Here is a 14,268-nt window from a genome sequence, read left to right as displayed (position 1 = left end):
GCCCGACCGCGCCGGAACGAGGAGAACCATGAACCGACAACGACCGGACGGGAAGACGCCGGCCCACACATCCGGCGCTTCCTGGGGCGGCATGGACGCCGCGGACCTGGACGCCCTGCGCGAGTCCGTGCGCGGCGAGTGCTCCCGCCACTGGCCGGCGTCCACGGCCGCCGAAACCGGTGACGTCACCGCGCTGTGGGCGGTCGCCGCCAGACAGGGCTGGACGGACCTCGCCGGCCGCGAACTCACCCCCGCCGCGATCGCCGTACAGGAGGAACTCGGCCGCGTCGCCTGCCCGTTGCCCGTCGTCGACACCGCGCTCGCGGCGGGCGTACTGGAGGACCGGGGCCACGGTTCGGCTGTCCGCGAGATCGCCCAGGGCACCCTCCGCCCGGTGCTGGCCCATGTGGCGCGGGGCCGGGAGGACGGCGAGACCGTCGTACGGCATCTGGAGGCCGGGACCGCCGCCACGCACGTCCTGGCCGTCGACCAGGAGGCCGGCCTGCTGGCCTGGCACGCCCTGGCGGATGCCGTCGTAACTCCCCTGCCCGGACTGGCCGTTCCGGCCTGGTCCGAGGTGCGGCTGTCCGGGCCGCCGGAGTGGACCGCCAAGCTGGAGGACCACCCCGACCTGCTCCTGCTGCGGCGCACCGGCCTGGCCGCCCGCGCCGTCGCGGCCGTACGGCGCACCCACGAGCTCGCGGTCCAACACGCCTGCCAGCGCGAGCAGTTCGGCAGGCCGATCGGCTCCTTTCAGGCGGTGTCCCACCGGCTCGTCGACGTCGAGACCGCGCTGACCGCGGCCCGGCGGCTCCTGGACCACGCCATGGTCCTGCTCGGCAAGGGCGATGAGCAGTGGCGTACGGCGGCGGAGATCCACCTGGAGTTCGTCACCGGAACCCTGGCCGAACTCCAGTTCTACGGACATCACACGCTGGCGGCCGTCGGCTACTTCGAGGAACACGAGGCACCCTGGCTGTTCCGCCGGGCCCACGCCGATCTGGCCGTACTGTCGGCGACGGCTGGAACGACGGGTGTGGGGGACCAACTCCTAGACGAGAGCGCGCGGTTGCCGGACTTCGACCTGGGCCCGGACGCGGAGCGGATACGCCGGGAGGTCCTCGACGCGTTCGCGCCGTGGACGAACGGGCCCCCGGCCGGCCTGAGTTCATGGGACGACGCGGCGCGTGCCGTACTACGGGACCGTGGCTGGATCGGTGTCGGCTGGCCCCTCGAACTGGGCGGCGGCGGGTTCGGTACGGCCGAGGCGGCGGCCTTCTCCGAGGCGATCGCCTACAGCGACCCACCGGTCGGCAACATCTGGATGGGCATCAACTCCATCGCACCGATGCTGATCAAGGCCGGGCCACCGGGGCTGCGGGACCTGCTGCTTGCGGAGATCCGGCGCGGCGATTTGTCCGTCGCGCTCGGTTACTCCGAGCCCGGCGCGGGCTCCGACCTGGCTTCGCTGCGCACTCGCGCGGACCGGGTGCCGGGCGGTTGGCGGGTCAACGGCCAGAAGCTGTGGGGCACTTGCGTGCCCGACTCCCGTTTGATCGTGCTCGCCGCCCGGACCGCACCGGAGGCCACCCCGCCGCACGCCGGGATCAGCCTGTTCCTGGTCGACCTGGACTCCCCGGGCATCACCGTCCAGCGGCACCACTCGCTCGGCGGCGATGTGTCGGCGACGACCTTCTGGGACGACGTCTTCGTCCCCGAGGACCGGCTCATCGGCGAGGAGAACAAGGGGTGGGCGGCGCTGAGCGTCGCGCTCGCGGCCGAGCGGGTCCTGATCGGCGCCAGTGTCATGAAGGCCCACCGGGCGTTCGACCGGCTCGTGCGGCTGGTGTCCGAGCACCCGGAACTGGTGCCGCCGAGGCGCAGGGCCGACCTGCGACCGGAGATCGGCCGCCTGGCCGTCCGGCTCCAGGCGGCGCGCGCCCTGGTCAACGCCGCGGTCGAGGCAATGGCCTCCGGCGACGGCGCGCGGAAGGAGGCGCCGATGGCCAAGATCTCCGCGACCGAGCTCGCCGAGAACCTGAACGCCACCGCTGTCGCCCTGCTCGGCCCGGACGCCCTCCACCACCACGGGGCCGAAGGCGCGGTCGGCGACGGCTACTTCGAGGAAGGTCTCCGCGCCTCGATCATGGGCGTGATCGCCGGCGGCACCGGCGACATCCAGCGCAACCTCGTCGCGCGGGGCATGGGGTTGCCGCGCTGACCGGGCAACTCGCCATCCGCTAGCACTCGTTCATCGGTTCTCATCCGTTTCCATCCCTGTCTGTACTCGTGATTCGTACTCGTGATCCGTACTCGTACAAGGAGCGCTGCGCGCATGAAGGCATGGCAGTTCACCGCGGTCCATGAGCCCCTCGTCCTGAACGAGGTGGCGGAACCCGTCGCCGTCCCGGGCGAAGTAGTGATCGACGTCAAGGCCGCCGGTCTGTGTCACTCCGACATCGGCATGCTGGAGGACGAGAACTGGCCCCGCCACGGGAGCAAGAACCCGATCACCCTCGGCCACGAGATCGCCGGTGTGATCGGCGAGGTGGGCGAGGGCGTCACCGACTGGAAGACCGGTGACTCGGTCAGTGTCTTCCTCACCTACGCGTCCATGCCCGGCCATGAACGGGACGGCGGCTACGCCCCCAAGATGCTGGCCCGCGCCCAGGACCTGATCCGCATTCCCACGGGCGTCCGCTGGGAGCACGCCGCGGTGGGCGCGGACGCAGGCGCCTGCTCCTACCACGCCCTGGTCGGCGTCGGCCAGGCCAAACCCGGTGACAAGGTGGGCATCATCGGCTTCGGCGGTCTGGGCCAGCTCGCCACCCGGATCGCGGTCCTCCTCGGCTATGAGGTCTACGTCGCCACCCGCAACCAGAACGTCTGGGCGCTGGCCAGGGAGTCCGGTGCCCAGCGGATCGTCACCGACATCCGGGAACTGGCGGACGAGCAGCTCGACGTGATCGTGGACTTCGCCGGTGCCGGTACGACGACAGCGGCCGCCGTGGACACGGTCAAGCGTGGTGGGCGGGTCGTCCTCCCGGGTATGGCGGCGCTGGAGACCACGATCAGTACCAAGTCGCTGATCATGAAGCAGGTCACCCTGGTCGGCGCGTTGGGCGCCTCCCCGGACGCGCAGCGGGGTGTGTACGAGCTGATGGCCACCGGGGAGTTGAGCCCGGTCACCGAGACGATCGCCTTCGAGGAGATCGGCACGGGTCTCGCCCGTCTTTCGAAGGGCGGACTGGACGCGCGTCTGGTCGCGCGCATCGGGGACTGAACCCGACTCCGACCGAAGCGCCGGGTCCGGGACTCGGAGCCCGGCGTCCACCTGATTCCCGACCCGGCAGGTGGGCCGATATGAGCACCCCCGACGAACGCGTCGCCGTCGTCACCGGCGCGGCCCGCGGAATCGGCGCCGCTGTGGCCCGGCGTCTGGCGCAGGACGGTTTCGCGGTCGCCGTACTGGACCTCGACGAGGCCGCCTGCAAGCCGGTGGTGACCGAGATCGAACAGGCCGGTGGCAGGGCCCTGGCGGTGGGGGTCGATGTCGCCGACGAGCAGGCGGTGCAGTCGGGTGTGGAGCGGGTGGCCGAGCAGTTGGGCGCGCCGACCGTGCTGGTGAACAACGCCGGTGTCACCCGGGACAACCTGCTGTTCAAGATGAGCGCACTGGACTGGGACGCGGTGATGAACGTCCATCTGCGCGGCTCCTTCCTGATGACCCGTGCGGCCCAGCGGTACATGACCGAGGCGCGGTGGGGCCGGATCGTCAACATCTCCAGCGTCTCGGCCCTGGGCAGCCGAGGACAGGTGAACTACTCCGCCGCGAAGGCCGGTCTCCAGGGGTTCACCAAGACCCTCGCGATCGAGCTGGGCAAGTTCGGTGTCACCGCCAACGCCATCGCCCCGGGTTTCATCGAGACGGAGATGACGGTGGCCACCGCGGCGCGGCTGGGCATCGAGTTCGAGGACTTCAAGAAGGCCGTGATCAGCACGATCCCGGTGTCCCGCGGCGGCACACCGGCGGACGTCGCCCACGCGGTGTCCTTCTTCGCCGGTGAGGCCGCCGGCTATGTGTCCGGGCAGGTCCTGTACGTCGCGGGCGGCCCGCACGGTTGAGCCGGGGGCGGGTGACAGGTAAGGCGGGCCGCTGGGTTCCTCCGTGTCGCGATGACTGTGCGGACGGTGCGGAACCCGGCGGCCCGGCCATTTCTCGAACAATCAGTCCGTTGTTTATGAACGACTGACGTGAACTTGTTATTGATCATTTCTGTCACCTCCGTGCTACCTGTATCGGTAGCTGCCGTGGCGTCGCCCAATGCGAAACAAATAATGCTATGGCGACGTAGAAGTGTTGTTCTTTGGGTGGGTTACCCCTATCGTCATCGGCGTCACGTGGTCCCCCACCGACGTCACGTGACCTCCATGGAGACGACATCTCAGTCAGGCTCATTCCACCTGCGACGAGGCAGGAGAGGTACATGAAGGTCGCCGTACAACCACTGGCCCGCAATCGACGGGCGTCTCGCGGTATCACTCCGACAAGGTCACTGGTCGGCGCACTGGCGCTGGCAACGCTGGCCGCATGTTCGTCCGGCAAGGCAGATACGGCGGTCGCCGGCGCGACCGGCGGGGGCGGCGACTACGTGTCGCAGTCGCGAGCGCTGCTCGACGAGGCGTCGAAGGGCGCGGTGACGGGTCCCTCGTTCGGGACGGTCGCCGCCGACAAGCTCGTGGCATGGAAAGCACAGGACATGCCCACCCCCAGCGCACTGCCCGCCGGCAAGAAGATCAAGGTGGCGGTGGTGTACGCGTTCCCGGTGGGCAGTCCCGTGTATCAGACGCATCTGATCGAGAAGATCGGTCCGAAGCTCGGCTGGGACGTGAAGGTCTTCCAGGCCGCGACCCCCACTCAGCAGGGCGCGCTGGCCGCGATGCAGCAGGCGATCCTCTACAAGCCCACCGCGATCGTCGCCCCCGTCGTCCCGGCCACCTGGATCGCCCCCGCGCTGACCAAGGCCCGCGCCCAGGGCATCCACACCGTCGGCATCCACCAGGACACGTCGGGCGGTGGCGGCTTCGACGCATACGTTCCCGCCGCCGAAGGAGTCCAGAAAGCGCTCCTCGCGGCCTGGGCGGTCGCGCAGAGCAACGGCAAGGCGAAGACCCTGGTGGTCAGCGCACCCGGTTTCAGCGACGCCAATGTCCCGGCGGCCGAGAAGTACCTCAAGGGCTGCTCGGGCTGCTCGACGAAGAGCGTCCAGTTCAACCCCGACGTCTTCATCGACCCCACGAAGACGCAGAGCAGCGTCGCCGCCGCCCTGGCCGCGGACCCCGACGTCGACTACGTGCTGTGGCCGAACGGGTCCGCGCCGCTGCCGGGTGCGCTGAACGGCATCAGCGCCTCCCGCGACCGGGACGCCAAGCTCATCGTCAACACCGCCGGGCCGGGCAGCATCCAGCTCCTCAAGGACGGCAAGGTGCCCGTGGTCGTGCACCATCCCGAGGCGATGCTGGCCCTTGCCGCGATCGACCAGGTCAGCCGGATCGCCCAGGGGGAGAAGCCCTTGGCGCAGGACGCGTTGCGGCTGCCGATCACGTACTGGACGAAGCAGGACTCCTCGGCTCCGGACTACGCGTCGATCACGGCGGCCGAGCTGAAGGCGAACGACTGGCTGTCTCCGTACGAGAAGGCCTGGAACGTCTCGCTCAAGGACGCGGTCCTCGGGGTCAGGAACTGACATGACCAGTGAGAACCCGCTCAACGGCGCTTTGCCCAGCGGCAGTTCCGTCGCGGAGCCGGCGGTCGACGCGGTGGGCCTGCGCAAGGTCTACGGCCCGACGACGGCTCTCGCCGGAGTGGACTTCCAGGTCCGTGCCGGTGAGATCCACGGCCTGCTGGGGGAGAACGGCGCGGGCAAGTCGACGCTGGTACGGCTCCTGGCCGGCGTCGAACGCCCCGACGACGGCGAGCTGCGCTTCTTCGGGGAGCCCGCCTCGGGAGGCCCCGGCGAGCGCCGGGGAGCGGGTCTCGCCTTCATCCACCAGGATCTCGGACTCTTCCCGGAGTTCTCGGTCGCGGACACGATCGCTCTGTCCAGTGGGTACGTCCGGCGCGCCGGGCTGATCGACGAGTCGGCCACCGTGGCGGCGGCGCAGGCCGTGGTCGACCGCCTCGGGTTCGAGTGCGACGTGACCAGGCCCGTGGGTGAACTGCCGCTCGCCGACCAGACGTTGGTCGCGGTGTGCCGGGCCTTGGCCCACGGTGCCCGGCTCATCGTGCTCGACGAACCGACGGCCTACCTCGAAGCCCGCCAGGCCAGGAAACTCTTCGACCTCCTGGCCGGACTGCGCGCCGACGGGGTGGCCTGCGTCCTGATCACCCACCGCAGCGAGGACGTCCTCCGTGTCTGCGACCGGGTGACGGTCCTCCGGGACGGACGAACCGTCGCGGTGCGTACCGCGGAGGAGCTGTCCGAGGCGGAGCTGATCCGCCTGATCACCGGCAGAGGCGACGCCTCGGCGAAGGCGGTACGGCGGGAAGGGACGCGCTCGTCACGATCCGCCAGGCTGACCGTCGAGGATCTGTGCGGCCGGGGCTTCGGACCGGTCTCGCTCACCCTCCACGAAGGTGAGGTGCTCGGTCTGTGCGGGCTGGCCGACGCGGGTCAGTTCGCGGTCGGCCGGACCCTCGTCGGAGACCTGGCTCCCGAAGGGGGCAGCCTCAGTCTCGACGGGCGTCCGTACCACCCGAGCGGTGTGCGCGCCGCGCTGGCGGCCGGGATCGGATTCGTCCCGGCCGACCGAAGGGCGGAGGGCCTCGCCGCCTCCCTCACCGCGGCGGAGAACATGCTGATGAGCCCGCCCGGACCGTGGTGGCGCCCGGTGCGCGGGAAGGCCGATGAATCGACCTGCCGTCGGCTGCTCGACACGTTCCGGGTGTCGCCGCCCCTGGCCGACCGTGACGTCTCCACCTTCAGCGGCGGAAACCAACAGAAGATCCTGCTGGCCAAGTGGCTGGGCTTCGACCGCCGTCTGATCGTCCTGAACGAACCGTCGGCGGGCGTCGACGTCGGCGCCAAGGCGGACATCCACGAGGAGATCCGCTCGGAGTGCGAGACCAAGGGCACCGCGGCCCTGGTCATCACCACCGACTTCCAGGAAATGGTCGACCTGTGCGACCGCGCGCTGATCATGCGGCGAGGGCAGGTCGTCGGTGAACTCGACGCGTCCCGACTCCACGCCGACCTGCTGACCGAGATGGCATACGGAGGAACGCTATGACCGCCCCGATCCGAGCGAGCGCGCCGAGCGCCGCTCCGCGACGTCACCAGCCCAGCTCCGCGGGCGTCGGCGTCCTGTCGCACCGCCTCGGCCGGTACGGCCTGCTCCTGCTGCTCGTGCTGACACTGGTCGTCTTCAGCCTGGCCCGGCCCGAGGAGTTCGCGACCTGGGACAACGTGAAATCCACCCTCGACCAGCAGACGCCCGTGATCATCGGCGGTCTCGCCGTGATGATCCCGCTGCTGACCGACTCCATCGACCTCTCGGTCGCGGCCAACATCTCGATGGCGAACATCCTGGTGGCCGGCCTCACCACGAACGACGGGCTGTCGACCCCGCTCGCGGTGGTCGTCGCGATCCTGGCCGCCACCGTCGTCGGCCTGGTCAACGGCCTGATCGTCGAGCGACTTCAGGTGACGTCGTTCGTCGCCACGCTCGGCATGGCGACCCTGCTGAGCGGCGTCGGCCTCGCCTACAGCAACAGCGCTGACATCCTGACCGTCCCGCACGCCGTCACGTCGATGGTCCGCACGGAGACCCTCGGACTGCCGCTCTCGGTCTACTACGGCATCGTCTGCATGCTCGTCACGGCACTGGTGCTCCGCTACCTGCCCGTCGGCCGCAAGCTCCGCGCGGTCGGCGCCAACCCACGGGCCGCGGCCCTCACCGGCATCCGGCCGGGCCTGTTCCGGATCGCCGCCTTCACCTTCGGAGGCACCCTGGCCGGCGTCGCGGGCGTCGTACTCACCGGCCAACTCGGCTCGGCGACCGCCTCCGGGGCGGCGAACAGCCTCCTCCTGCCCATCTTCGCCGCGGTGTTCCTGGGCTCCACGGCCTTCACACCCGGCAGGCAGAACGTGCCCGGTCTGTTCGTGGCCGTGCTCTTCCTGGCCTTCGTCTCCTCGGGCCTGGTGCTGCTGGGCGCACCGCTGTGGGCATCGCCGCTGGTCAACGGCGCGGCACTGATCCTCGCGGTGGCGCTGTCCTCATGGGCGCTGCGCATCCGGGCCCGCCGGTTCCGCACCCAGCAGCTGAAGCAACTGGACCGTGCGGAGAGCGAGGCGACCTGACCCGGCCCTGCCGGGGACCCCGAGATGCCCTAGGTCCAGTGGCGGTCGAGAGGCTCTTGCAGGATGTCCAGCGCGAGGTCGCGGAGGTGGAGGAGGTCGTCCAGGGTGGCGCCGGGCAGGGTGGACCACTGCCGTTCGGCGGCGCGCAGGGCGGCACCGACGATGCTGACCGCGAGGGTGGGGCGCATGTCGGTGTCGGGATCCACGCCTTCGCGGGTGGCGAGGCAACGGGCCATACGGTTCTCGATCGACTTGGCGCGCTGGAGGTAGGCGGCGAGGAGGGGCGGTGACTTCTCCAGAAGCCGTTGGGTCCGCAGCCACAGCTCGTCGGTGCCGTCGTTGCTCTCCCTCAGCTGTTCCACGGTCGTGCGTGTGGCGTTGCGCAGTGCGGTGACCGGGGGTTCGTCGGCGGGGCGGGTCTCCAGGGCGAGGAGGACCTTCTCGTCGGCCTCGGTGACCAGGTCGAGGGCGACCTCGTCCTTGGTGGCGAAGTAGCGGAAGAAGGTACGCGGGGCGACCTCGGCGGCCTCGGCGATCTCGGCGACGGTCGTCTCGTCGTAACCCCGTTCGAGGAACAGGCCGACGGCGGTGTCGATGATCGCGTACCGGGTGCGGAGCTTCTTGCGCTCCCGCAGGCTGGACACCGAACTCGGGTCGACCGCCACCTCGTACCTCCTGCCTCATTTTTCCTGGGAGTCTGCCACAGGGGCCGGGGCCCACCGTCCCCACGAGGGCCCCGGCCGCGCGGGAAGTCAGGCTGTCCGTCCTCCGTCCGCTCGCCGTGGAACGGACGCGCTTCCCGCGTTCAGAGCAGGCCCGCGATGCGCGGACCCGCTGTCATATGTGGACGGCCGCCCCTTCGACCTTCCGGCCGCGCCTGATCAGCAGGGCGATCAGGATGCCGACGACGCCGACCGAGCCGGTGACGACGAGGGCGTTGTGCAGGCCGTCCATGAAGGTGCTGTGCGAGACCTGGGTGATCAGCTCGGCCGCGGACTTGGGCGTGCCCGACGGCACCGGGGCCACGCCTACGGAGACCGCCTCCTTCGCCTGGTCGAGCTGGGCGTCGCTGAGGGCGGGGAGGTGAGCGTCGGTCCACCGGGAGGCGAAGACGTTGTCGATCTTGGCGGACATCACCGCGCCCAGGATGGAGGTGCCCAGAGCGCCTCCAACCTGCATGGCGGTGGACTGCAGACCACCCGCCACACCAGCCAGCTCGACCGGGGCGTTGCCCACGATGACATCGGTCGCGCCGACCATGATCGGTGCCAGACCGAGGCCCAGGATCGCGAGCCAGACCACGGTCGCGTTGGTGCCCGAGCCGAGGTCCAGCGTGGACAGTCCGAACATCGCCACGGTGGTCAGCGCCATACCGGCGGCGATGGGCGGGAGCGGGCCGAAGCGGTCGATGAGCTTGCTGGAGATCGGGGAGGCGACGACCATCAGGCCGGTCAGCGGCAGCATCCGGGTGGCGGCGTCGACCGCGCTGAGGCCATGCACGTTCTGCAAGTAGAACGTCAGATAGAACATGACCCCGAACAGGGCGAAGGCCAGGATCAGCACGCACAGGGTGCCCGCCACCAGCGGCACGGAGCGGAACAGACGCAACGGCAGCAGCGGTTCCTTCGTGCGGGACTCGCGCAGCACGAACAGCACGCACGCGACGGCCGCGCCGCCGAACAGGGCGAGCGTCTTCGCATCGCCCCAGCCGTAGTCCGAAGCCTTGATCACGCCGTACACCAGCAAGGCGAGGGTGGCGGAGAGCAGCACGATGCCGGGGACGTCGAAGGACTTGGCCTCACGGTCGAGATGCGTCTCCTTGAGGAACAGTGCGCCCATGACGATCGCGACGATCCCGACGGGGACGTTGACGTAGAAGCACGCCTGCCAGCTGACGTGCTCGACCAGCAGTCCGCCCACGATCGGTCCCGCCGCGGTGGAGGCGGCCACGACCGCGCCCCAGATCCCGATGGCGGTGTTGAGCCTCTCCTCCGGGAAGGTGGCGCGGATGATGCCGAGGGCCGTGGGCTGGAGCATGGCGCCGAAGACGCCCTGGAGGACGCGCAGTCCGATGATGACCTTGATGTCGCCGGACAGGCCGATCCCGGCGGAGGTGGCGATGAAGCCGAGGGCGCCGGCCATGAAGATCTTCGTGTGACCGAAGCGGTCGCCGAGCTTGCCGATGACGATCAAGGTGACGGCGATCGACAGCAGGTAGGCGTTGGTGACCCACTGAATGTCCGCGAGCGACGCGTCCAGATCCTTCTGGATGGCTGGGCTGGCGATGCCGACGATCGTGCCGTCCAGGGCCACCAGCATGACGCCGATCGCGACGACCACGAGTGAGAGCCAGGGGTGGCCGCGCAGCCGCCCCGGGCCCGGCCGGGGCGGTGCGGCCTTCGCTCCTTCTGGCTTCGAGGTGACGCTCTGACTCATGGGTGGGGTCCTCCACGGATACGCGACGGCTGGGGAAGGTGACCTCGAAACAATGTGGCACTCAACTGCCATTTGTCAATCGATGTCAATTGGCATCGCGTAGGCGTATTGCATTTCGATGCCATATGATCGCCTGCGTCGCGTCGGACGTGGACGGCGGCGCCGGTGCGGCCGACGGCAGCCCGGGCAACGGGGGCACGGTCCCCGACCACTTCGTCATGGAGGGCTTCTTCGCGATGGCTTCGTCCCTATGGGCAGGCGGGCAGGCGAAGGCCCCCGTAGCCGTCTCCCGTCCGTCGCCGATCCGCGAACTGCTCCTGGCGGCGGGCCTGTTCCTCGCCTACGAGCTGGACGGGTGGGCCGGCGAGAGAAGTCCGGGCGCGGCCCACCGCAACGCCCACGACGTCCGGCACCTGGAACGGATCCTGCGTCTGCCCGGCGAAGAGACGCTCCAGCGCGCCCTGTCGCACAGCGACCCGCTCGTGCACGCGGCCACCACCTGCTACGCGGCAGTGCACGTGCCGGTGACCGTCGTCTTCCTGGTCTGGATGTACCGACGGCACCCCGCTCGCTACGTCTGGATCCGGCGGGCCCTCACCGGGCCGGCCGGCGTGGCCCTCGTCCTGCACCTGCTGCTGCCGATGGCGCCGCCCCGCATACCGGCCGGGACGGGGCCGCCCACCGGGACCCTGCCGGACGACTACGGGGCGATGCCGTCCCTGTACGTCGGTTGTGCCGTGGCGGTCGCCGTCGGACTGATCGTCACCACCCGCGGCCGTCTGCGCTGGCTCTGGTTGCTGCACCCCTTGCTGACACTGCTGGTCGTCGTCGCCACCGCCGCCGACTACTGGCTCGACGGCATCGTCACCTGCGCCCGCATCGGCGCCGTGCTCCTGTTCGTGCGAGTTCCGGCACCCGAGTCGCCCGGAACACCGGACCGACGCGCGAGGCGCCACCCGCTCACCCGCGTCCGGGGTTGATTCCGCCCCGGCCGCAGCCGCTTGTGGGCAGGGTCGCCTTGCCATCCGATGACCCCGAGCCCATGGTGGATATTGCCCGCTTATGCGGGAGAAGGGTAAGAAACGCCATGGACGGATCCGGCCAGGAGATCGGCCCGCTCGTCGGCGCCCCTGTCGACACCTCCGCCGCTGTCGCGGTGACGGACCGAGCCGGCCGGGTGACGTACTGGAGCAGCGGGGCGGAATCCCTTCTGGGCTACACCCCCGCACAGGTCATCGGCAGGTCGGCGGCCGACCTGGTCACCGCTGACGGCGCGATGCTGCACCGCGACGGCCGGCACCTGGACGCGCACCTGCAGCTGAGCCCCCTGCTCGACGCGGATCGGGAGGCGGCGTACCTGGTGACGGTCGATTCCGGCCAGGTGTCGGGTGTGTCCTCGGACGACTCGCTCATGCGCTGGATGTTCGAACAGCATCCCGCTCCTCTGGTCGTGTACGACCGCGACGCAAGGGTGCTGCACGGAAACGCGGAGATGCTGAGGACAATCGGCATCTCGGAGGACGAAGTCCGCGGCCGACGGCCGACCGAACTCGTCGACGACACCGTGTCCGAGGAGGTGGAGCGGCGGATCCTCCGAGTGGCCCGGACCGGGAAGCCGGAGTTCACCGAGCCGTTCGTCAGACTCCCGGGCGAACCCAAGGCGCACGCCTGGGCCGTCGACATCTTTCCACTCGACGACGGGGCGGGCCGGGTACACGCGGTGGGCTGGGCGGCCTCCGACTACTCCCAGCAGTACGCCTCCCGGGAGCGGCTCGCCCTGGTGAGCGAGGCCCGGACCTGTATCGGCTCCAGCCTGGACATCGTGGCAACTGCCAGGGAACTCACGGAGGTTGCTGTCCCGCGCTTCGCCGACCACGTCAGCGTCGACCTGCTGGAACCGGTCTTCGGCGGCGAGTTGCCCGCGCCCGCCGACCCGCTCGGTCCCACCGTGCTGCGCCGCGCGGCCCACCGGTCGGTGTTTCCGTGGCCGTCCGGGACCGGGCCGAGCCCCGGAAGGACGTACCGGCATGCCCCGTCCTCACCCGTCGCCCAGTGCCTCGCCGACGGCAGTGCGGTGCTGCGCGAAGTCGAACCCCAGGAGATCGGCCCTTGGCTCGCCGAGGAACACCTTCCGGCGGCGCTCACGGAGTCACTCGGGACGCACTCACTGATCGCACTGCCGATCCGCACCCGGAGCACGGTCCTCGGGGTGGCGCTGTTCATCAGGTCCGCCACCTCACGCGAGCCCTTCGCCCTCGACGATCTGGCCGTCACCGAAGACCTGGTCGCACGGGCCGCGGTCTGCCTGGACAACGCCCGTCGGTTCACCCGCGAACGCGCGATAGCGCTAGCCCTCCAGCGGAACCTGCTGCCGCACGGACCGATCGTGCACCCGGCCGTCGAGACGGCCGCCCGCTATCTGCCGGCGGGAAGCGGCGATCAGGCGGCCGGCGACTGGTTCGACGTGATCCCGCTGCCCGGCGCGCGGGTGGGCCTCGTCGTCGGTGATGTCGTCGGTCACGGCATCAACGCGGTGGCGACCATGGGCCGACTCCGCACAGCGGTGCGTACCCTCGCCGACCTCGACCTGCCGCCCGACGAACTCCTCACGCATCTCGACGACATCGTGACCCACACGGCGGACGACCAGGACCCCGACGCCACCGGAGACCTCCCCGGCGACGTCGGTGCCACGTGCCTGTACGCCGTCTACGACCCGGTCGCCGGCACCTGCTCCATGGCGACGGCCGGCCACCCGGCTCCGGTGCTGCTCTCCCCGGACGGCGCCGGCAGCGTCGTGGACCTGCCCGTCGGCCCCCCGCTCGGCCTGGGGAGTCTGCCCTTCGAGGTGACCGAACTCGCCCTTGCCGAAGGGAGTTTGCTCGCCCTCTTCACCGACGGGCTCCTGGAGACCCGCACGCACGACACCGACGCGGGACTCCGCGACCTTCGTCATGCCCTTGAGCGGGCGGCCGCGTCACTCGACACACTGGCCGACGACATCCTGGAAACGCTGAGCCCCGAACCCCGCGGCGACGACATCACCTTGCTGCTCGCCCGTACCCGAATCCTCGACCGGGACCATGTCGCCTCCTGGGACCTGCCCAGCGATCCGGCCACCGTCGCCGAGACACGCAAGCGGGTCCACGACCAACTCGCCCTGTGGAGCCTGGAGGAGGAGGCGTTCACCACCGAACTGGTGGTGAGCGAACTCGTCACCAACGCCATGCGCTACGGCCGGCCGCCCATCCGACTGCGGCTCATCCATGACGACAACCTCATCTGCGAGGTCTCGGACAGCAGCAGCACCGCCCCACACCTCCGCCGCGCCCGCGTCTTCGACGAGGGCGGCCGCGGTCTGTTCCTCGTCGCCCAGCTCACCGAGCGATGGGGAACGCGCTACAACCGCACCGGCAAAACCATCTGGACCGAGCAGCTCATCCCTCTTCCACCACCGGAGCAGGCCACTTGA

General features: G+C 70.1%; 10 protein-coding genes. 8 read left to right on the top strand and 2 right to left on the bottom strand.

What is annotated here, in order from left to right; all coding sequences use genetic code 11:
* Positions 1–28: 28 nt before the first annotated feature.
* From OG588_RS05415 to OG588_RS05390, 6 genes are all read left to right on the top strand, one after another.
* The gene (locus OG588_RS05415; RefSeq protein ID WP_405946270.1) at positions 29–2,221 is read left to right on the top strand and encodes an acyl-CoA dehydrogenase family protein; all 2,193 of its coding nucleotides are present in this window, start codon (positions 29–31) and stop codon (positions 2,219–2,221) included.
* 114 nt (positions 2,222–2,335) lie between these two features.
* Positions 2,336–3,283, top strand: coding sequence for a zinc-binding dehydrogenase (locus OG588_RS05410; protein ID WP_405946269.1), 948 nt, complete (start codon positions 2,336–2,338; stop codon positions 3,281–3,283).
* Between the two features lie 80 nt (positions 3,284–3,363).
* Positions 3,364–4,125, top strand: a complete 762-nt coding sequence (fabG, locus tag OG588_RS05405) for a 3-oxoacyl-ACP reductase FabG (protein ID WP_405946268.1) — start codon at positions 3,364–3,366, stop codon at positions 4,123–4,125.
* Between the two features lie 362 nt (positions 4,126–4,487).
* Positions 4,488–5,747, top strand: a complete 1,260-nt coding sequence (locus OG588_RS05400) for a sugar ABC transporter substrate-binding protein (protein WP_405946267.1) — start codon at positions 4,488–4,490, stop codon at positions 5,745–5,747.
* A 1-nt stretch (position 5,748) separates the two neighbouring features.
* A complete protein-coding gene (locus tag OG588_RS05395) occupies positions 5,749–7,290 on the top strand; it encodes a sugar ABC transporter ATP-binding protein (RefSeq protein ID WP_405946266.1) in 1,542 nt (513 codons plus the stop codon).
* On the top strand, positions 7,287–8,360 hold the full coding sequence (locus OG588_RS05390) for an ABC transporter permease (protein WP_405946265.1): 1,074 nt from the start codon (positions 7,287–7,289) through the stop codon (positions 8,358–8,360). The genes OG588_RS05395 and OG588_RS05390 overlap by 4 nt, the downstream gene beginning before the upstream one ends.
* A 29-nt stretch (positions 8,361–8,389) precedes the next feature.
* Here the strand turns inward: OG588_RS05390 and OG588_RS05385 are convergent, their stop codons facing one another.
* Positions 8,390–9,025 (bottom strand): TetR/AcrR family transcriptional regulator, encoded by a 636-nt coding sequence (locus OG588_RS05385; RefSeq protein ID WP_405946264.1) that lies wholly within the window; start codon positions 9,023–9,025, stop codon positions 8,390–8,392.
* Positions 9,026–9,197: 172 nt separating this feature from the next.
* A complete protein-coding gene (locus OG588_RS05380; RefSeq protein ID WP_405946263.1) occupies positions 9,198–10,796 on the bottom strand; it encodes an MFS transporter in 1,599 nt (532 codons plus the stop codon).
* A 125-nt stretch (positions 10,797–10,921) separates the two neighbouring features.
* On the opposite strand from OG588_RS05380, the gene OG588_RS05375 reads away from it, so the two are divergent.
* Both OG588_RS05375 and OG588_RS05370 read left to right on the top strand, forming a co-directional pair.
* Complete coding sequence (locus OG588_RS05375) at positions 10,922–11,776, top strand: phosphatase PAP2 family protein (RefSeq protein WP_405946262.1); 855 nt, start codon at positions 10,922–10,924, stop codon at positions 11,774–11,776.
* A gap of 107 nt (positions 11,777–11,883) precedes the next feature.
* A complete protein-coding gene (locus OG588_RS05370; RefSeq protein WP_405946261.1) occupies positions 11,884–14,268 on the top strand; it encodes a SpoIIE family protein phosphatase in 2,385 nt (794 codons plus the stop codon).

Origin of the sequence: Streptomyces prunicolor, from assembly GCF_045162825.1 — a bacterium.
Classification (GTDB): Bacteria; Actinomycetota; Actinomycetes; order Streptomycetales; family Streptomycetaceae; genus Streptomyces; species Streptomyces prunicolor.
The sequence above is the reverse complement of the archived record's forward strand: the minus strand, read 5'-3'. Positions and strand labels throughout refer to the sequence as shown.